This window comes from Robertmurraya sp. FSL R5-0851 (assembly GCF_038002965.1).
Classification (GTDB): domain Bacteria; phylum Bacillota; class Bacilli; order Bacillales; family Cytobacillaceae; genus Robertmurraya_A; species Robertmurraya_A beringensis.
Map to the genome: position 1 here is coordinate 1,322,438 of NZ_JBBOOE010000001.1, position 17,976 is coordinate 1,340,413.

At 37.4% G+C, this 17,976-nt stretch carries 22 protein-coding genes, 1 tRNA gene and 2 riboswitches; of the genes, 15 read left to right on the forward strand and 8 right to left on the reverse strand.

All coding sequences use genetic code 11. The features are described from left to right. Nucleotides 1-4: 4 nt before the first annotated feature. Nucleotides 5-322, reverse strand: coding sequence for a hypothetical protein (locus MKX65_RS06855; RefSeq protein WP_340902938.1), 318 nt, complete (start codon nucleotides 320-322; stop codon nucleotides 5-7). Nucleotides 323-552: 230 nt separating this feature from the next. Here MKX65_RS06855 and MKX65_RS06860 point away from each other — a divergent pair. Beyond that, nucleotides 553-625: transfer RNA gene (locus tag MKX65_RS06860), tRNA-Val, on the forward strand. 164 nt (nucleotides 626-789) lie between these two features. Beyond that, nucleotides 790-1,650 carry a manganese catalase family protein gene (locus MKX65_RS06865; protein WP_340902940.1) on the forward strand — a complete coding sequence of 287 codons (861 nt, stop codon included), beginning with the start codon at nucleotides 790-792 and terminating at the stop codon, nucleotides 1,648-1,650. A gap of 57 nt (nucleotides 1,651-1,707) precedes the next feature. Here the strand turns inward: MKX65_RS06865 and trhA are convergent, their stop codons facing one another. Beyond that, nucleotides 1,708-2,355: a PAQR family membrane homeostasis protein TrhA gene (trhA, locus tag MKX65_RS06870; protein ID WP_160546361.1), complete on the reverse strand. Its 648-nt coding sequence runs from the start codon at nucleotides 2,353-2,355 to the stop codon at nucleotides 1,708-1,710. A gap of 139 nt (nucleotides 2,356-2,494) precedes the next feature. On the opposite strand from trhA, the gene MKX65_RS06875 reads away from it, so the two are divergent. The 9 genes from MKX65_RS06875 (at nucleotide 2,495) to ytvI (ending at nucleotide 10,851) form a co-directional block, all read left to right on the forward strand. Then, complete coding sequence (locus MKX65_RS06875; protein WP_160546360.1) at nucleotides 2,495-3,064, forward strand: DUF1836 domain-containing protein; 570 nt, start codon at nucleotides 2,495-2,497, stop codon at nucleotides 3,062-3,064. Between the two features lie 228 nt (nucleotides 3,065-3,292). Further along, nucleotides 3,293-4,558 (forward strand): ammonium transporter, encoded by a 1,266-nt coding sequence (locus tag MKX65_RS06880; RefSeq protein ID WP_160546359.1) that lies wholly within the window; start codon nucleotides 3,293-3,295, stop codon nucleotides 4,556-4,558. Nucleotides 4,559-4,618: 60 nt separating this feature from the next. After that, on the forward strand, nucleotides 4,619-5,587 hold the full coding sequence (locus MKX65_RS06885; protein WP_340902942.1) for a DUF294 nucleotidyltransferase-like domain-containing protein: 969 nt from the start codon (nucleotides 4,619-4,621) through the stop codon (nucleotides 5,585-5,587). Further along, nucleotides 5,577-6,305: an exonuclease domain-containing protein gene (locus MKX65_RS06890; RefSeq protein ID WP_340902943.1), complete on the forward strand. Its 729-nt coding sequence runs from the start codon at nucleotides 5,577-5,579 to the stop codon at nucleotides 6,303-6,305. Before MKX65_RS06885 ends, MKX65_RS06890 begins: the two co-directional genes overlap by 11 nt. A gap of 74 nt (nucleotides 6,306-6,379) precedes the next feature. Further along, a riboswitch (SAM riboswitch) is annotated at nucleotides 6,380-6,493 on the forward strand. A 67-nt stretch (nucleotides 6,494-6,560) separates the two neighbouring features. Next, nucleotides 6,561-7,835 (forward strand): homoserine dehydrogenase, encoded by a 1,275-nt coding sequence (locus MKX65_RS06895; protein WP_340902944.1) that lies wholly within the window; start codon nucleotides 6,561-6,563, stop codon nucleotides 7,833-7,835. Between the two features lie 81 nt (nucleotides 7,836-7,916). Next, nucleotides 7,917-8,180, forward strand: coding sequence for a hypothetical protein (locus MKX65_RS06900; RefSeq protein WP_340902947.1), 264 nt, complete (start codon nucleotides 7,917-7,919; stop codon nucleotides 8,178-8,180). Nucleotides 8,181-8,327: 147 nt separating this feature from the next. Then, nucleotides 8,328-8,783: a hypothetical protein gene (locus MKX65_RS06905; protein WP_340902949.1), complete on the forward strand. Its 456-nt coding sequence runs from the start codon at nucleotides 8,328-8,330 to the stop codon at nucleotides 8,781-8,783. 172 nt (nucleotides 8,784-8,955) lie between these two features. Next, a complete protein-coding gene (locus tag MKX65_RS06915; protein WP_340902951.1) occupies nucleotides 8,956-9,684 on the forward strand; it encodes a protein-glutamine gamma-glutamyltransferase in 729 nt (242 codons plus the stop codon). Nucleotides 9,685-9,819: 135 nt separating this feature from the next. After that, nucleotides 9,820-10,851: a sporulation integral membrane protein YtvI gene (gene ytvI, locus MKX65_RS06920; RefSeq protein ID WP_340902953.1), complete on the forward strand. Its 1,032-nt coding sequence runs from the start codon at nucleotides 9,820-9,822 to the stop codon at nucleotides 10,849-10,851. A gap of 32 nt (nucleotides 10,852-10,883) precedes the next feature. On the opposite strand, the gene MKX65_RS06925 is transcribed toward ytvI, so the two are convergent. Beyond that, nucleotides 10,884-11,180, reverse strand: a complete 297-nt coding sequence (locus MKX65_RS06925) for a hypothetical protein (RefSeq protein WP_160546352.1) — start codon at nucleotides 11,178-11,180, stop codon at nucleotides 10,884-10,886. Between the two features lie 293 nt (nucleotides 11,181-11,473). Here MKX65_RS06925 and MKX65_RS06930 point away from each other — a divergent pair, with 293 nt between their 5' ends. The 3 genes from MKX65_RS06930 to MKX65_RS06940 all read left to right on the forward strand — a co-directional run bounded on the left by MKX65_RS06930 (nucleotide 11,474) and on the right by MKX65_RS06940 (nucleotide 12,321). Continuing rightward, the gene (locus MKX65_RS06930; protein ID WP_340902955.1) at nucleotides 11,474-11,875 is read left to right on the forward strand and encodes a hypothetical protein; all 402 of its coding nucleotides are present in this window, start codon (nucleotides 11,474-11,476) and stop codon (nucleotides 11,873-11,875) included. A 162-nt stretch (nucleotides 11,876-12,037) separates the two neighbouring features. Continuing rightward, the gene (locus tag MKX65_RS06935; protein ID WP_340902957.1) at nucleotides 12,038-12,145 is read left to right on the forward strand and encodes a YjcZ family sporulation protein; all 108 of its coding nucleotides are present in this window, start codon (nucleotides 12,038-12,040) and stop codon (nucleotides 12,143-12,145) included. Between the two features lie 38 nt (nucleotides 12,146-12,183). Continuing rightward, nucleotides 12,184-12,321, forward strand: coding sequence for a YjcZ family sporulation protein (locus tag MKX65_RS06940; protein WP_251523951.1), 138 nt, complete (start codon nucleotides 12,184-12,186; stop codon nucleotides 12,319-12,321). A gap of 39 nt (nucleotides 12,322-12,360) precedes the next feature. Here MKX65_RS06940 and MKX65_RS06945 read toward each other — a convergent pair whose 3' ends face one another. The 5 genes from MKX65_RS06945 to MKX65_RS06965 are packed head-to-tail and all read right to left on the reverse strand — an operon-like array spanning nucleotide 12,361 to nucleotide 15,931. After that, nucleotides 12,361-13,131, reverse strand: a complete 771-nt coding sequence (locus MKX65_RS06945) for a TatD family hydrolase (protein ID WP_340902961.1) — start codon at nucleotides 13,129-13,131, stop codon at nucleotides 12,361-12,363. Continuing rightward, nucleotides 13,128-13,874: an ABC transporter ATP-binding protein gene (locus tag MKX65_RS06950; RefSeq protein WP_340902963.1), complete on the reverse strand. Its 747-nt coding sequence runs from the start codon at nucleotides 13,872-13,874 to the stop codon at nucleotides 13,128-13,130. Before MKX65_RS06950 ends, MKX65_RS06945 begins: the two co-directional genes overlap by 4 nt. After that, complete coding sequence (locus MKX65_RS06955; protein WP_340902966.1) at nucleotides 13,861-14,634, reverse strand: ABC transporter permease; 774 nt, start codon at nucleotides 14,632-14,634, stop codon at nucleotides 13,861-13,863. The genes MKX65_RS06950 and MKX65_RS06955 overlap by 14 nt, the downstream gene beginning before the upstream one ends. Beyond that, nucleotides 14,631-14,924 carry a thiamine-binding protein gene (locus MKX65_RS06960; RefSeq protein WP_160546347.1) on the reverse strand — a complete coding sequence of 98 codons (294 nt, stop codon included), beginning with the start codon at nucleotides 14,922-14,924 and terminating at the stop codon, nucleotides 14,631-14,633. The genes MKX65_RS06955 and MKX65_RS06960 overlap by 4 nt, the downstream gene beginning before the upstream one ends. Nucleotides 14,925-14,935: 11 nt before the next feature. After that, the gene (locus MKX65_RS06965) at nucleotides 14,936-15,931 is read right to left on the reverse strand and encodes an ABC transporter substrate-binding protein (protein ID WP_340902969.1); all 996 of its coding nucleotides are present in this window, start codon (nucleotides 15,929-15,931) and stop codon (nucleotides 14,936-14,938) included. Between the two features lie 102 nt (nucleotides 15,932-16,033). Then, nucleotides 16,034-16,144, reverse strand: a riboswitch (TPP riboswitch). Between the two features lie 190 nt (nucleotides 16,145-16,334). On the opposite strand from MKX65_RS06965, the gene MKX65_RS06970 reads away from it, so the two are divergent. Next, nucleotides 16,335-17,915: a peptide chain release factor 3 gene (locus tag MKX65_RS06970; protein WP_340902971.1), complete on the forward strand. Its 1,581-nt coding sequence runs from the start codon at nucleotides 16,335-16,337 to the stop codon at nucleotides 17,913-17,915. Nucleotides 17,916-17,976 lie beyond the last annotated feature (61 nt).

Consider the following 17,976-nt stretch of genomic DNA (forward strand, 5'->3'; position numbering starts at 1 on the left):
CCCCCTACTTGGGTTTCGCGTTTGCGTCTGTACGAGCTTCAAGGCTTACCTCATCCACCAGTTGAATGGTGAGATTCTTGTTTTTAAGTAAAGCATTGTACTGATTTTCGTTTACCGTTGTTGTAAACCCATCATTTCCAAAGTCCCAGCGCGATCCGTACGTTTCTTTTGCTTTACCCTTTTCGCTCTGAGGCCCTTGGATGTACACTCGATAAGTATCTTTTGAAGCACTTTCCTGCTGGGCACCTAGCGCACCGCTTGCAAATAATGATAGTCCCATTGCTGCGCTAATAAGCACCGATCCTAAAGTTCTTTTTTTCATGTATGAACTCCTTCACGACTTATAGGTTCAACCTACGAGGTTGTAAGGTAAGTATAGTAATAATTTTTAATCGAAATCAATAGACTTGTAGAGTTAGGATGTTGGGAAAATTTTATGAAAATACAAAGGGATGTTGGATGTCTCTAAGAAAATTAAATACTTCGATTGTCTGTGGGATCATATTGACAATTCTCTTATTTCAAGTATAATAAAATATGTACTTTATAAGAGATCTGTTAGCTCAGCTGGGAGAGCATCACCTTGACAGGGTGGGGGTCGGGGGTTCAAGTCCCTCACAGGTCATACGAAAAGCTCGAAACCTTTTATTTTAAGGTTTTGAGCTTTTTTCTGTTTTCCTTGAATGCTTATTCCATGGACAGTCACCCAATTCCAAGTGACATCATACAATGTCATTGCGGTTAAAAAGCGAAATTTATAGATATTCATAAAAGTCGGAGGGTGGCTCGATGTTTTATCATGTTAAAGAACTTCAATACCAGGCTAACCCAGAAAGACCGGATCCGCTGTTCGCTAAAAATCTGCAAGAAGTGTTAGGTGGACAATTCGGTGAGATATCTGTAGCTTTGCAATATTTATTCCAAGGATGGAATGTTCGAGGGAACGGAAAATATAAGGATTTATTAATGGATACGGGAGCAGAGGAATTAGCTCATATTGAAATGTTAGCAACTATGATTGCTAGATTGCTAGATGGAGCTCCGGTCGGTGATTTAGAGGAAGCTGCCAAAGATCCCGTTATTGGTGCAATTTTAGGAGGAATGAACCCGCAACACGCAATTGTTTCAGGTCTGGGCGCAATGCCAGCGGATAGCGTAGGGAATAGATGGACAGCGGATTATATAATTGCTAGCGGCAATTTGTTAGCTGACTTTAGAGCTAATTTAAATGCTGAGTCACAGGGGAGATTACAGGTAGTAAGATTGTATGAGATGACCAATGATCGAGGGGTCAAGGATATGCTTTCTTGGTTAATTGCTCGTGACACGATGCATCAAAACCAGTGGATTGCAGCTATTAAGGAACTAGAAGCTAAAGAAAATATTGTTGTTCCAAGCACATTCCCTCGTAATTTGGAAAAAAGAGAAGTGTCACATGTGTTATTTAATCTGTCCGCTGGGAATGAAAGTGCCAGTGGTCGATGGGCGAGTGGACCAAGTATGGATGGGGAGGGTGTTTTCCAATATGTAGAAAACCCAGTTCCTCTTGCGAAAAAGCCCAAATTAAACCCTGCACCACCATATATTCATGATACACCACCTGCTGTACTTAAAGATACAGCGGGAAAGATTCCCCCAAATATGATGTAAAAATTTTAATAAAAGGCCATTATCCGTGTATGGATAATGGCCTTTGTTGAGCTGATTTTATAGTACATACATATATACGCATAGGAAGTGGGAGGTGGATCCGAGCATGATGAAAATATGAAAAATTTCATGAAACCCCATAAAACGCGATTGAAGAAATTTAGGTTTTGCTCCGTAAATAATACCACCTACTGTATAAAAAATTCCTCCTAAAACGAGCAGAAATAAACCAGTGCTGCTCAAAATCTCTGCAAGAGGAGAAGCAACAAAGATAACCATCCAACCCATCACAATATAGATGATTGTTGATAACCAACGAGGACAACTAAACCAAATCATTTTAAATAACACACCGCAAAGAGCAGCAAATACGATAATAGAAAACAGGACCCAGCCGGTTAAACCGTTCAAACTAATTAAACAAAAAGGAGTATATGTTCCTGCAATGAGAATAAAAATCATCGAGTGATCAAGCCTACGTAGAAAAGCAATGACTGAATCTTTTGCAACAACCATGTGGTAGGTGGCTGAAGCTGAATAAAGTAATATCATACTTAACCCAAAAATGATAACAGACGTAATCGCCAAAGCAGAGCTTGTGGTTATGGAAGCTTTAATTACCAACGCTAAGAGGGCGATAAACGAAAGGATGGCTCCTGCTAAATGGGTTAGACCGTTGATAGGTTCTCTAATATAAGAAAGCATATGCTTCTCTCCTTTTTTCTTTATGTAGTTTTTATAACTACTTATTATAGTATACGCATTACGACAACTAGTCAACATTTACTTATAAAGATTTGTGAAGTAAAATTGATATGTATATAGAAGAAAAAAGGAGAGAATTATGAAACATCTTGACGAGTTGATTGACGAACTAGGATTGCAACAACAAATTACAATGGATGACATTCCAGCGATTGATTTATATATGGATCAAGTTATCCAATTGTTTGATCAGAAATTCAATGATACGAAAAGAAATAAAGATGAGAAATTATTAACAAAAACTATGATAAACAATTACGCTAAGGATAAATTGTTTATTCCGATAAAAAATAAGAAGTATTCAAAGGAACACCTCATACTCATTAGTCTCATATTCCAGCTTAAGGGTGGCTTGTCCATTAATGATATTAAGACAACATTAGTTGGTTTGAACGACGGTATCCAATCAGATAATCTGGATTTAGAAAAATTCTATACATCCTATCTAAATTTGGCTATGAAGAATGTTACATCCTTTAATGAAGAGGTAAAATCACATTGGCAAGATGTGATGGAAGAGATGGAAGGTACCACTGAAGAAGATAATCTTTATTTAAAAAAAGTTCTCCTGGTCGCCTCATTAATTAATATTAGCAATCATTATCGACGAGTAGCTGAAAAACTTGTTGATGAAATAAGCATAAAATAACACCGTTTTCCTTCTGGAAGATGGTGTTTTTTGTTGTCAAATCAAAAAGAAAGGGTTTACATCTGGCGATTGTTAGATTATCTTACATGGTATTTTCAGAATGTTTGTAAATAATATTGACTCTTTGTGGATATCGTTTAAAATAAACTTATTCGAACTAATGTTATATTTTATGACATTATACCGTTAAGTAAAGTTACACAACAAAAATTAAGGGGGAAAAGAAAAATGGATGTAAACTACTTAATGAATAGTCTATGGGTAATGGTGTCGGCAGTGTTAGTTATCTTCATGATTGGTGGATTCATCATGCTAGAAGCTGGTTCCACTCGTATGAAGAACGCTGGTCATATTGCAGGTAAAACCATTTTTACATTCGGTTTAGCTTCATTAGTATTCTGGGCAGTAGGTTTTGGATTTATTTTTGGTGACAATGCTAATTTCTTTGTAGGTCTATCGAACTTTTTCTATGGTGGAGCAGAATTAGATTTAGCACTAAATTCCTCGGTATTCTTCTTATTCCAATTAGCTTTTTCAGGAATTGCCATAACAATTGCTCTTGGTGGATTTGCTGAACGTGCAAAATTATCTGTATATTTAATCTTTACAGTATTGTTCTCAGCATTAGTTTATCCGGTAGTTGCTCATTGGATCTGGGGCGGTGGCTGGTTAGCAGAACATGGTAAGCAAGACTTTGCTGGCTCAACGGTTGTTCACTTAACAGGAGCGATGGCAGCATTTGCAGCTACTATTCTATTAAAGCCTCGTATTGGCAAATATAACAAAGATGGCTCTGCAAACAATATTTATGGACACAATCAAGTATTTACAGCGTTAGGTGTTCTTATTCTTTGGGTTGGTTGGTTCGGATTCAACGCTGGTAGTACCGTATCAGTTGATGCAGGATTCTTTGGATTTGTAGCACTTAATACGAACCTGGCAGCAGGTGCTGGTGCAGTGGCAGCGTTAATTATTTCTTGGGTAGTATTAGGAAAATCAGATATTCCTACTATCTTAAATGGTGCACTTGCAGGACTGGTTGCTATTACAGCATCATGTGCATTCGTTGATACATGGGCAGCGGTTGTTATCGGATTTGTAGCTGGTATTCTAGTATTCTATAGCGCGAGATTCTTTGAAAAGCGTAAAATTGATGACCCAATCTTTGCCCTATCTGTTCACGGTGCTGCAGGGGTATGGGGAACACTTTCAACAGGGTTCTTTGCAACACCAGAATTAGCGACAGTTGGTAAGCCTGGTTTATTCTATGGCGGTGGATTAGAGCAACTTGGGGTTCAAGCAATGGGTGTGGGTGTATCTGGGCTATACGCTTTTGTAGTATCATTCGCCATCCTTGCGATTGTTAAAAAAGTAATCGGTGGCCTTCGTGTAACTGAAGAGGAAGAAATTATGGGTCTAGATGTAAGTGAACATGGTAGCTACGGATACCCAGAAGTATTTTTAACTAGTGAAAATCAAAAAGTTTCTTCATAATTAATAAGGAGAGCCTCATTTTATGGGGCTTTCCTTATCTACTTAAAGGGCGTGTAAGAATTGAGTTCATATGAGTCAATAAAATTATGGAAAGAAACTCATGTTGAAGAGTATATATCCAATTCAGAATCTTTAAATGAATTCCACGACGAGATTATGATGAAGGTATTTAAGACTGCAAGTGCCCGAATGAATATTGAACCTCCATGTGCTTTTGTATGGTTTATTACTGGTAGCGGGGGACGATTTGAACAAGGATTAATAAGTGACCAAGATCATGGGATTATTTTTCAAGATGATAGTCCAGAGGCAGGTAATTATTTTAGTGAGTTAGGTAAGGAATTATCAATGGGATTACAAATAGTTGGATACCCATTGTGCGATGGTAAGGTAATGAGTTCAAACCCATTATGGTGTCAAACGGCTGTTAGTTGGAATAAACAGGTGGTAAATTGGATGGAGGAGAGCAGTTGGGTGTCGATTCGCAATTTGCAGATTTTCTATGATGCTAGGAAACTTGTAGGTAAGCATGAACTTCTATTCGATCTTAAAAACATTATCCACGAATACAGTCGATCCCATCCTCAATTTTTAGGACGATTATTAGAAAATGTAAAACATGTTAAAAAGACGATTGGTCCACTAGGACAGATCATTGTTGAGGAGAAGGGAATACATGCTGGAGCTATTGATTTGAAGTATTCTGCTTTTATACCATATGTGAATGCAGTTCGGCTATTAGCATGGAAAGAAGGGATAACCGAGACTAGTACAATAGGTAGATTAAAAGAGCTTAATAAATTAGGGTATGAGGAGTTATCTCATTATCAGGAGAACTATTCGCAGCTTCTTCAGTTTCGCTTAGAACACCTTTCTTCTACAGCTTCATATGATGATTCCCACTACTTGTATGTAAAAAAACTTACGAAAGACAATCAAAAACTAATTAAAAAGATACTGAAAGATGGAAAGAAGCTGCAGCAATACGTTCAGAGAATGATTGAAAAGGGTGGAAATCATGGCGTTTGAACCATTTATTCATTTTGTGAGAGGAATCCAGGGGAAACTGGGGACAAATGTATATAGTGGCTTACAGGGACAAAACGGTCAGCATGTTGCCTTTTTGCGTCAGATGCAAAAAGAATTAAATTCAGACAATGCCTTACTGATTCCGTTGTCGGAGTTAGAGGTGACAGTTTTTGACCTTGAAACAACAGGTTTCTTTCCTGAAAAAGGGGATGAAATTTTGTCTATTGGTGCTATAAAGACAAAAGGAGCGCATGTGAAAGAAGCTGATTCCTTTTATTCTTTAGTTCAATACGATAAAGAACTTCCGATCCTGGTGAAAGAGTTAACAGGGCTTTCAGAAGAGGAACTAAGGAGTGCGCCTCCTTTGTCAAATGTTCTACTGGATTTTTATCACTTTGCTAGAGGAACGCCACTTGTTGCACACCATTCAAATCATGAAAAAAACTTCTTGCAAGCAGCGAATTGGAAACAATTCAAAGCTCCTCAAAAACATCGCATCATTGATACGTCATTCCTATCAAGAATTGCCGATCCAGAATTAACTCAAAACAAGCTTGAGGATATTTGCGAGCGGTATGGGATAGAAGTAGTGGATAGACATCATGCGCTGGGAGATGCTAAATTGACCGCTGTACTGTGGTGTATTTTTATTGAAAACGTTCAGGAAAAGGGATATGAGACTCTTCAAGATATATATAATCTTATGGCAAAATTGTAAGATACTATAATTCTTTCTTTACTTATTAAAAAAGTTTGTGCTATTATTATCCATAAATGAACTGAATATTGGATTTCTTATCCAGAGTGGTGGAGGGGCTGGCCCGATGATACCCGGCAACCGATTTTCTTTTTATAGAAAACACGGTGCCAATTCCTGCAAAGCAATCGTGCTTTGACAGATAAGAAGAGATGATAACCATAAACCCTCTTCTTTAGAAGAGGGTTTTTTATTTTATCAGAGGAGGAAAACATGATGGAAACGGTGAAAGTTGTTCTTTTAGGGTTTGGTACGGTTGGATCAGGTGTGTATGATTCCATCCTTCATACACATCAGGAGAAGCTGGAACATGTTATTGGTAAGAAGGTTGAAATTGTCGGTATATTAGTGAAGTCGGAAAAGGAACGGCAACTTCCTCGAAATATTATTGTAACTACAAAGATTGACGAAATCTTAGCTCTCCCCAAAATAGACTATGTGTTCGAAGCGATTGTTGGTATTGAACCAGCGTATTCCTATACAAAGTTATTTTTAGATCGGGGCTGTCATGTGATAAGTGCAAACAAGGAATTGCTTGCCAATCGTGGTGAGGAGCTCACGGATTATGCTTTAAATAAAGGTAAGTTTTTAACTTTTGAGGCAGCTGTTGCAGGAGGGATTCCTTTACTTAGAACGATTATTCAGCTTCTTCAAGTGAATGGAATTTTAGTTCTAGAGGGTATATTAAATGGAACGAGTAACTACATTCTATCGAAAATGAGAAATGAGAAATTGAGCTTTGGAGAATGCCTGCAAGAGGCACAGCAACTCGGATACGCAGAGGCTAATCCGGAAAGTGATATTTCTGGTAGAGATGCTTTCTATAAGCAAATGATTTTAAGTAGTTTAATCTACCATGAGCAACCCGACTGGGAAAAGGTTGAAAGAATTGGGATTGAACAAGTCGCTTTAGAAGATCTAGCCTTAGGTGAGGTACATGGATTAAGGCTAAAGCTGCTGGCCTCTTTGAAAAGAGTGGACGAGGGAATCAAGGCAACCGTAAAGCCTACGTTTGTAAGCTCTGAACATCCTCTTTACAATGTGGAGGGGGTAGACAATGGCATAGTTATAAAAACGGATTTGGTTGGAACTCTTATGCTTCAAGGACCAGGAGCTGGTTCAAAGGCTACTGCAAGTGCTATGATTGAAGATTTGGTACAAATTGAACAACAAAAACAGCCCTTGCAAAAAGTACATCGATATAGCTATCAAAATCAAAATGAAAAGGAGAATAATGCAAGTATTCAATTAGCTGTATTTCCACTGCAAAACAAGGAGGAATGGCTACGCTTAAAAGCGGTTATAAATGAAAATTCAAAGCATGTAAATATACTTCAAGAAGTGGTTAAAGAGCTTGGTGGTAGTATATACGGAAGTTTCTTATACGAAGGTGAGCTAGAGAGTGTGAAGCTACCTGTCTTATTTAAACGTTACCCTGTATCACCTATCGGTCTAAAAAGAGATCAATTGAATGTAGTTAATAGTTTCTAGGGAAGACGCATAATGATTGCGTCTTTTTTTGTATTGTAAAGCTCCATAGGGCAAATAATATGTTTGCTATGGAGGTGTAGTATGAGAAAACTTTTAATCTTGTTTGGAGTTATTATGCTTATCTTTGGTGTTGTTATCTATACATTAACAAATGTTTCCTTTGATTACGCATTTGTTCCGGAAGCAGAGGATGTAAGAAAATCAGAAAAGAAATCGAAAATAGCTTCTGTGTCAAACGGGGAGGAGATGGGGACATCAGAACAGATTGAGTTAGGACGAAAATTATTTTATGAGGAGACCTTTGGGAATGAAGTGTTTTTTTTCAGATATTTTAGGAATGTTTAATGGGGCCTTAACCTTAGGTAATATAGGAAAGGCAATCTTAAAATTAAATGAGGAAAGTACGAATAATCTTCAGGTCGAAGCGTATAAAGATTTTTCTGCTGGTGATTTTCACATAAAAAAGGTGACTTAATTGATACATGTCTTGATGTGGCTAAAGGGGCTAAAACACCGGTTGGTATTAAGGTTGTATTTGATGAAGGAAGATTAAAAGCTGGAGTAAGCTGTGCTGCCTGTCACGCCACTGTTGATGCTAAAGGGAAAATTATGGAGGGTGTCCCCAATACGGATTTGCAAATTGGTCTTGCGCTTGCCATGGGAACTAATACCGCTTCCTATTTTACTCATACAGAATTAGAGGATATTAAAGACTATATTAGTCAAAGTTCAACACAAATAGAAACATCAACAGGTGGGAAAGAATTCTTACCTGATATTGAAAAGTTTGAGAAATTCGTGGATGCAGAGATTATCAAATGGCCCACAGGCAGTAATGACACGACCATTGATTTACATAATAATCCTGTTCAAATTCCGGGAGCATTTGCAACGAGCAATAAATTAATTCCCTTAGAAGAACTTAAATGCATTAGTTCTACTAGCTGATGCGGTCCCAACTGCCTACTGGGGAGTAAGCAATGCAGATGTTAAGCCTGGTGATACGGTTATTGTAATCGGAAGTCAAGAGGGGGCTGATGCTCTCTTTTTGCGTATTATGGATGCCTCTTTTCCCATTGGAGCATAGCATGTAGTAATGGAGAAAGGAGGTCAAGGATTTGTGATTATCGTTGCGGGAATGAATTTAGAGATACCCCCTTTTCAATTATCCAGCAAACAAGCAGAAATTTTCCACTTCTTAAAGAACAGCAAGGAAGTGCATAGGTATGTTCATAGTAGAGAGCTGTTGTTTGAATTGATATTACGAAAAAACATGATCAATAGTGCTATTGAAATGAACGAAAGTGAAGTGGAATTTTCCATATTTCATACATCAAAGTTCAACTCCATGTATTGGTTGAAAACATCAAGAGGTTATATTCTTAAGCCAAATGTATTGCCCTCCGATGCAATAAAAGATATTTTTCTTAATGGGAAAGAGTACGGTTTTGAATGTACGACGGCCATTGTTGTCATTTTTTATTATGCTGTTCTTCAATCTATTGACGAGAGAGCTTTTAATTGGCTTTTTAATCATCTTCTCGTTTGGGATTGGAGCTATGATGAGGACCTAGGAATTATTACTAGAATCGGCTCGGATTTTATTCCGGGAGATGTGATGTATTTTTACAATCCAGATTATGATAATCCGGTTTGGATAGGAGAAAATGTTGTATTTTTAGGTGAAGATAAATATTTTGGTCATGGAATTGGAATTGGTACAGAGGAAGAAATGATTAAAGCCCTTAATACTTTGCGAAAAGAAGGTGCAACGAGATCTGCTCACTTAATACATCAGCATAGTCGCTTAAATTTTAAGTATTTATCACAGTTTTCTAAGCAAAATTAAATCATTGGAAAAGGACAATTGATCCATTTGTCAGAAAAGATCATTGTCCTTTTATATTTATTTCATGTTCACTCTTTTTTCCTTATGAAAATCGCTGTATACTAATACTATGGAAGGAAAGTAGGAGAGAAATACATGCTAAAAAAGCTTATTATCGTTATCGTTTTGTGCAGTATTGGCTTTTTTTTACTGCCTTATAGTTTGCCATTGGTTTTTGCTTTAGTTACCGCTCTATTTTTAGAAGGTTTAGTTGAGTTTTATAAAAATAAACTTAGGATTGCACGAGTGCATGCTGTTTTAGCATCATTCTTAACGTACATATTAGGTTTAGTAATCATTGGCTATCACTTTTTTACTTTAATCATTCAACAAACTCTTCGTTTGTCAGAGAGTACACCAACTTTTGTAAAGGATTTCTATCGAAGTACTATTTTACCAATAATGGGTAGCTTAGAGAGATATTTACAAACACTACCAGAAGAAGTATTAAACTCGATGGAAAACACCATAGAGTCAAGTATCGCGTCCTTAGATGCCTTCTTACAAACTCTATTTGAAACGATCATATCTTTATTAACAGCCATCCCTGGTTTTTTAATTGAATTTTTAGTGTACTTGGTTGCTTTATTCCTGTTTTCCCTAGAGCTACCTAGACTAAAAGAAAATATTAAAAGACATCTAACAGAGGGAAGTTTAAAGAAAGCATCCCTTGTCATTAACCAACTAACCTGGGCAGGAGTTGGGTTTATAAAGGCTCAGCTATTTTTAAGTGTAATTACCTTTGTGATGGCATTCACAGGATTATGGATTTTAGGAGTTACAAATAAAACTCTATTATCATTATTAATAGTCATTGTTGATATATTACCTATTTTGGGAACAGGCTCCGTTTTAGTCCCTTGGGGAATTGTGGCCATATTACAGGAGAATCAATTATTAGGTGTGGGCTTAATTATTTTATTTGGGTTAATCACCATAATTAGAAGGATCATTGAGCCGAAGGTATATTCGAGCAGTCTAGGGATTTCACCTCTAGCATCCTTAGTAAGTCTATACATAGGCTTTAAACTTATTGGTTTTCTTGGCTTATTTTTAGGTCCGGCTATCGTAATTGTTTACGATACGTTAAAAAAGGCAAATGTTATTAAAGTAAACTATAAAATATAAAAATGAAGCCATCGAAGGATGGCTTTTCATTTTTATTCCCAATCTTCATATTTGACAATTCCGCCTGTCAAATCAAGCTCTGATCGATCTCCTTTGTAGTACAGCTTTCCATTTTCAGATACAATCAAGTTTTCATACGTATAAACTTTTTTCCCACTTGGTAAGATGATAATAATCTTTTCCCCTGGTTCGTCCTCCTTAGGTTGAACAGGGACGATAGTATTATTATCGTAAAGCTTTGCTACTAAAAGGAAAAGTACGATAAGACAAACTAGTAAAAAAACAATCCTCAAACTTACCCAAGTCATGTATCGCTTTAATCGACTCACACTTTCTCCGCCTTTACTTCAATCTACCTCTAAATCTATGCAGGAATAAGATGGAAGTTTCCTTTTTTCATAAAATCTATTAAACTACTTTAGAATGGTATTTTTGAAAGCAAATGGTGAATTTACATCAATATTGGGAATGAATGATAGAAACATACAACAAACGTCCTGATATTGAATGAGAAAAAGAAATGTACGTGTATTCGTTAGGTCAATTGTCCAATTTTTTTATTCGACAAATTGTGATATGTTATGCATACATACGAAAATGAGGAAATAAAGGATCTGAAAAAATGAAAAAAAATATGGAATTGATTTTTAAAACAATTGATGGTGTTTCTCTTTGGAAAATTAATAGAATGCTAAAGAAGCTTTCTAAATCGAAATTAATGATATTAGAGCAAATGAAGGACGAAAAAATTGTTATTCATCTTCCTTCCAAACCGGAGAGGGAAGTAACGAGTCTTGAAATGAAAAGGGAATTACTCAAAGAAGTAGTTCAATTAGATGGTTTTGAATCCTTTAATGTAAGTGTATTAGAAAATTGTCGACCAGTTTACAAAGAACAAATCACTAAATATGGTCTGTATCGCTGGATTGAACTTCCCCTGCCAAATCAAATTCAATACGAATATAATTTTGCAGAAATGAAAGAATCTATTATTAATAATTATGAAGTGAGACCGATCATGTAGAAAACAAGAGCGTCCCAATTTTGGGAGGCTCTTGTTTATTATTCATAAAAACCACTGTACAAGCCGCCTCCGCTTTTTACCTAAAAAAGGGCGATTGACTATTCGCACATTTTGGGTTTCTTACATAGGATATAGTGACTTACAACTAAGGAGGTAATTTAAATGTCAGAAACATTTGGTGGATACGGCGGAGGTTTCGCTCTGCTAGTAGTTTTATTTATCCTTTTAATTATCATTGGTGCTTCTTGGGGCTATGGTTACGGTTATTAATAATTAACTAAACTAAACCTTAAAAGGGAGGAATTTAAATGTACGGATATGGATATCCTTACAGCGGTTGCGGTTATCCAGCAGTTGGTGGAGTTGGATACGGTGGTGGCTTCGCTCTAATCGTTGTACTTTTCATCCTATTAATCATTGTTGGTGCTGCATGCTTTAAGTGGTAAAAAAAAAGAATGAAGGTGGGATTTCTCACCTTCATTCCTTTATAATCGGAAGAATTGTTTTGTATTTACATACAGTGTTTCATATGTCTTTTCCATAGAGATAGCTTTCAATTCAGAAAGCTGTTTGATTGTTTGATGAATCATATTAGGATGCGTCATTCTGCCACGAAATGGTCCTTCAAAGGGCCAGGGACCGTCTGTTTCCACCATGATCTGTGAAAGAGGAAAATGCTTAGCGATATGTTGAATTTCTTCTTCGTAAAAAAGGTCAGGAGTAAGTGATATGAAATGTCCATTTTGAATGATGCGATCCATATCTGTGTCTGCTCCTTTAAACCAGTGGAAATGAGCATGTTCAATACTATGTCTTTCTAATAGAGAGCAAACAGTTGGCACGTCATCATAAATGGCATGAAGCGAGATAGGCAAGTTTTTCTTGCTAGCCAGCTTTACCCACTCTTCAAGTAGTTCTAGATACGGTTCCAGAGAGGAGTTCCAGGAAGTTGAAGTCCGTAAATAAAAGGGGAGGCCAACCTCTCCAACCGCTATCATCTCATCAAAATGTGAGTACACCCATTGAAAAAGGTCTGCCATTTCTTTGTCTGAGCCTATTGCTTGTTCAGGGTGAAATCCAAACGCTGTTTTGACCTGCGGGTATACCTTTGAAATATGAGAGTTTCTTTTACAGGATTCTAAGTCATAGGAAACGCTTATGAGCATTTCAACTTCGTCAAGTGTCTCCATCATCGTATGAATTTCCTCATCTAGGTACTTATCTAGATGGATGTGGCTGTCAATTATTTTCCTCATTTTTGACCAACCTTTACTTTTAAAAAATCATGAATCCTTTTTTTGTAACCGAGAAATTCTTCAGAGAACATTATTTCCTCGTTTCTAGGTCGTGAGAAGGGAACAGTGACCTCCTGTTTGATTCTTGCGGGTTTATCGGATAATACAAGTATGCGGTCGGAAAGAAAGAGTGCTTCCTCGATATTATGGGTAACAAAAACAATTGTTTTTTTGTACTGTTCCCAAATCGAAAGTAGCCATAACTGCATTTCCTGACGAGTTAATTCGTCTAAAGCTGAAAATGGCTCATCTAAACAGATGATGGGCTGGGGACTAAGAAGTGCCCGTAAAAATGCCACCCTTTGCTTCATACCTCCTGAAAGTTCGTGAGGAAAAGCATTTCTATATTCTAATAGCCCCGCTCTTCGCAGCATCTCCATAGCCATTTCGTAATCTTTTTTAGCTTGTAGCTCTTGTCCAAGAACAACATTTTGAATAATTGTTCGCCATGGAAATAAGGAAGGGATTTGGGGCATATAACTAATATGTCCTCTGTTACCTGTAATGTTGTTTCCTTCGAGGATAATAGACCCTGTAAGAGGAGCCCGGAGACCGCCGATTAACTGGAAAATCGTACTTTTTCCACTTCCAGAGGGACCAAGAACGGTTACGAATTCCCCGTTCTTAATAGAGAGGTTGAGATTCTGTAATATTGGTTTATCTCTATAAGAAAAAGACACATTATGTAATTCAAGATGCTCCACGATTTTTCCCCTCTGCTTTCCAACGAATAATAAATCTCTCTAACCAATTGATCATGATAAAAAATAACAAACTTAAAGCCATAATGAGAAATATGGCAACAAAGACACGATCTGTTCGAAATGATGAGGAAGAGAGTGTCATATAGACTCCAATCCCATTTTCTGATCCTAACCATTCAGATATTACAGCACCCATTACACTATATGTCGCTGAAATTTTCAGCCCTGAAAAGATGGAGGGCAGGGCAAACGGAAACTCGAGTTTCCAAAATAACTGACGTTTGGTTGCTCCTGCCATTTGCATATAATGAAAAAGCTCAGGAGCAACCTGGCGAAATCCATCCATGGCTGAAATCGTAATAGGAAAGAAACAAACCAGAGTAATAACAATTAGTTTTGGTAATAGGCCAAAGCCGAACCATATAACCAGAAGTGGAGCAAGTACAATAATAGGTATATTTTGCGATAATATAAGAAGCGGATATAAAGATTCTTTTAAAAAAGGAATATTATGTAATATAAAGGCAGTTAACAGACCTACGGTAACTCCAGAAACAAAGCCTAGTAAAATAAGCCGAATGGTGGAAGAAAGATGTACAGAAACACTGCTCCAGCCATTGATAAGTTCATTAAAAATTTGTGAGGGAGTTGGGAGCAGCCAAGTTGGAATCTCAGTGATTCTTGCAGTGAATTCCCAAACAAGGAATAAAAGGAGGAGAACAAAAGTTGGTCTCCACCCTTTTTGTAATTTTTGTATCATGAACGATATTTCTCCGTAAGAGTATCCATTGTTATACCAGTTGGCTGGTAAAGAATCTTCACCTGTGAAATAACATTACTGCTTCCCATTTCAATCATCTTTTCATTCATTTTCGTAATCACTGAAAATAGTTCCTGAAGATCACCCTCCATAGTTGTTTCTAAGGGATGAACCTCATACTTTACTCCTGACGCATCAATAACGGCTATTGCTTCATCTACGTAAGGAATCACATTTTCACCGTTTTTTGTCTTAGGGATAATTTGTATACTAACAAGTGCGTTTGCCATATGAACAACTCCTATTGTGGTAAAAATTCATTAGTAAAGGCTTTTTCTGCATCTAACTCTGATTCTAGCAACCCGTTCTCAAGCATCCAAGAAGCATAGTTTTCCCATACTTCTAAACTTTGCTCACCCCATTGGTCTGCATCGTCTTGATATTTGGTAGCAAGCCATTCCTGACTTTTCTTTACAAGCTCTGCGTCAAGTTCTGGAGCAGCTTTGATTAAGACGTCAGCGGCATCGGAAGGATTGTCGATAGCAAATTCATAGCCTTTTGAAGCGGCATTAACAAAAGCTCTTACTGTTTCAGGATCGTTGTTAATCATGTTTTCGCTAGTGGTTAAAACAGGTGTATAGTAGTCTAACTTTTCGGAGTAATCGGTTAAGTAGACCATATTAATGTCTTCTCCTCGTAATTCCGCTTCTACGCCTGTCCAACCGTAGTATATCCAAGCAAAGTCAATATCACGTTTAACAGCGGTAAAGAAGTCCGCATCGCCTATGTTTACAATATTCACCTTTTCTACATCTGCTTGTTCTTGCTTCATAAGTGAGTCGATGACGGATTCTTCAACAGGTGAACCCCAACCACCGTATGTTTTTCCCTCAAAATCTTTAGGGGATTGAATATTTTTAGATGCCGGTGATGCGAAACCAGAAGTGTTGTGTTGAATAACCGCAGCTATAGAAACAAGCGGTACTCCTTGTACTCTTGCCTGTGTAATTCCTTCTTGATAACCTACACCAAAATCAGCTTTCTCAGAAGCAACAAGTTGGTCAGCACCAGCTTCTCCAGGCATCTGAATGGTCACATCAAGACCTTCCTCTTCAAAAAAGCCCTTTTCTTTTGCAACATATAGTCCTGTGTGATTCGTATTTGGAGTCCAATCAAGAACGACAGTCACTTTTTTTAAGTCAGCGCTTGACTCCTCTTGTTCTGTTTGCTGTTCATTTGTTTCTGAACAACCTGCGAGTAATACAGAAGCTGTTATTGCAGCTATCCATTTTTTCATTACTTTCTCCTCCAATGGTATAAGTAGGAACATGACCTGGCCCCATAGACGACAAAAAGCGCCGCAGTTTTTGAACCGGGCGCATATGTTTAAACAATATGATTGTCTAAAGAATATGTTCCCTACGCTGGTTTCATCCAGATCAGGTTCAAAGGGTCAGCATCAATGGGATGCACTCTCAACCGGTCTTCATCGGTTCCCCTACAATTCTTACCTATTTAGTTTCATTTCTATCTCATTATAGCAGAAATTATTTTCTTGAAAAGGAAGAACTTTCTTGGAAAATGAACATAATGATATGTTTGTTGTTGCTTTTGTAAAGAACACATTGCAAACTTTAAACAGTCACGATAAGATTGAAGTTATGGATGAATTTGTGTAAGGAAAGAAAGGAATTTCTATAATGGCAAAAAATTTTAAAGATGATGTACAATCGCGTCGCACATTTGCGATCATTTCCCACCCAGATGCTGGGAAAACGACATTAACTGAGAAGTTATTGTTATTTGGTGGAGCCATTCGTGATGCGGGAACAGTTAAAGGAAAGAAAACGGGTAAGTTTGCTACGAGCGATTGGATGGAAATTGAAAAACAACGTGGTATTTCCGTTACGTCGAGTGTGATGCAATTTGATTATAATGACTGTCGAGTAAATATTCTTGATACACCAGGTCACCAAGACTTCAGTGAAGATACGTATCGTACTCTTACAGCTGTTGATAGTGCGGTCATGATAATCGATTCAGCAAAAGGGATTGAGGAGCAGACCTTAAAGCTATTTAAAGTATGTCGAATGAGAGGCATTCCGATTTTTACCTTTATTAATAAGCTTGATCGTCAGGGGAAATCTCCATTAGAACTTTTAGCTGAACTAGAAGAGGTTATGGGAATAGAATCATATCCGATGAACTGGCCGATTGGAATGGGGAAAGAATTTCTCGGTATATATGACCGTTTTTACAAGCGAATTGAACAATTCCGAGTAGATGAGGAAGAACGTTTTGTTGGGTTAAATGAAGATGGAGAAATAGAAGGAGATCATAAATTAAAGCAATACTCCTTATATGACCAGACGTTGGAAGAAATCATGCTATTAAATGAAGCGGGGAATGAGTTTTCTCGTGAAAGAATAGCAAATGGGGAACTAACACCTGTATTCTTTGGTAGCGCCCTAGCGAACTTTGGTGTTCAAACTTTTCTAGAAACCTATCTTCAATTTGCACCTGCACCTCAAGCACGGGAATCTACAGAAGGAAAAATCGATCCATTATCAGAGGATTTCTCAGGCTTTATTTTTAAGATTCAAGCTAATATGAATCCTGCTCATAGGGATAGAATTGCCTTTTTACGTGTATGTTCAGGAAAATTCGAAAGAGGGATGACAGTCAATATCCCACGCTTAGGAAAGTCAATGAAGCTTTCTCAATCAACACAGTTTATGGCGGATGACCGAAACACGGTTGATGAAGCGGTTAGTGGAGATATTATTGGTTTGTACGATCCAGGTACGTATCAAATTGGAGATACATTGACTGTTGGAAAAAACAACTTTCAATATGAAAAGCTTCCACAGTTTACACCTGAACTCTTTGTTCGAGTTTCAGCTAAAAACGTAATGAAGCAAAAGTCTTTTCATAAAGGAATTCAGCAACTTGTACAAGAGGGAGCCATTCAGCTCTTCCGTACGGTTCGAACAGATGATTATTTGCTAGGGGCCGTAGGTCAACTTCAATTTGAAGTGTTTGAGCATCGAATGAGAAACGAGTACAATGCTGAGGTATTAATGGAAAGATTAGGCTCAAAAATTGTCCGTTGGGTCGAAAATGAAGAAATTAACGAAAATCTTTCTAGCAGTCGAAGTCTTTTAGTAAAGGATCGCTACGATAAGAAAGTATTTCTTTTCGAAAACGACTTTGCCCTTCGCTGGTTCCAAGAAAAAAATCCAGATATTACACTTTATAATCCTATGGATGATTATCAATAAGTATAAGGGAGTCCTCAAGATTGAGGGCTTCTTTATTTTATATTCATTAGGAAGAGTGGTC

Coding starts and splice junctions, on each gene's coding strand:
- MKX65_RS06960 (WP_160546347.1), bottom strand. CDS start 14,924: ATGGCAAACGCACTTGTTAGTATACAAATTATCCCTAAGACAAAAAAC.
- MKX65_RS06955 (WP_340902966.1), bottom strand. CDS start 14,634: ATGATACAAAAATTACAAAAAGGGTGGAGACCAACTTTTGTTCTCCTC.
- MKX65_RS06900 (WP_340902947.1), top strand. CDS start 7,917: ATGAGAAAACTTTTAATCTTGTTTGGAGTTATTATGCTTATCTTTGGT.
- MKX65_RS06965 (WP_340902969.1), bottom strand. CDS start 15,931: ATGAAAAAATGGATAGCTGCAATAACAGCTTCTGTATTACTCGCAGGT.
- MKX65_RS06855 (WP_340902938.1), bottom strand. CDS start 322: ATGAAAAAAAGAACTTTAGGATCGGTGCTTATTAGCGCAGCAATGGGA.
- ytvI (WP_340902953.1), top strand. CDS start 9,820: ATGCTAAAAAAGCTTATTATCGTTATCGTTTTGTGCAGTATTGGCTTT.
- MKX65_RS06880 (WP_160546359.1), top strand. CDS start 3,293: ATGGATGTAAACTACTTAATGAATAGTCTATGGGTAATGGTGTCGGCA.
- MKX65_RS06930 (WP_340902955.1), top strand. CDS start 11,474: ATGAAAAAAAATATGGAATTGATTTTTAAAACAATTGATGGTGTTTCT.
- MKX65_RS06970 (WP_340902971.1), top strand. CDS start 16,335: ATGGCAAAAAATTTTAAAGATGATGTACAATCGCGTCGCACATTTGCG.
- MKX65_RS06935 (WP_340902957.1), top strand. CDS start 12,038: ATGTCAGAAACATTTGGTGGATACGGCGGAGGTTTCGCTCTGCTAGTA.
- MKX65_RS06895 (WP_340902944.1), top strand. CDS start 6,561: ATGGAAACGGTGAAAGTTGTTCTTTTAGGGTTTGGTACGGTTGGATCA.
- MKX65_RS06875 (WP_160546360.1), top strand. CDS start 2,495: ATGAAACATCTTGACGAGTTGATTGACGAACTAGGATTGCAACAACAA.
- MKX65_RS06945 (WP_340902961.1), bottom strand. CDS start 13,131: ATGAGGAAAATAATTGACAGCCACATCCATCTAGATAAGTACCTAGAT.
- MKX65_RS06865 (WP_340902940.1), top strand. CDS start 790: ATGTTTTATCATGTTAAAGAACTTCAATACCAGGCTAACCCAGAAAGA.
- trhA (WP_160546361.1), bottom strand. CDS start 2,355: ATGCTTTCTTATATTAGAGAACCTATCAACGGTCTAACCCATTTAGCA.
- MKX65_RS06940 (WP_251523951.1), top strand. CDS start 12,184: ATGTACGGATATGGATATCCTTACAGCGGTTGCGGTTATCCAGCAGTT.
- MKX65_RS06890 (WP_340902943.1), top strand. CDS start 5,577: ATGGCGTTTGAACCATTTATTCATTTTGTGAGAGGAATCCAGGGGAAA.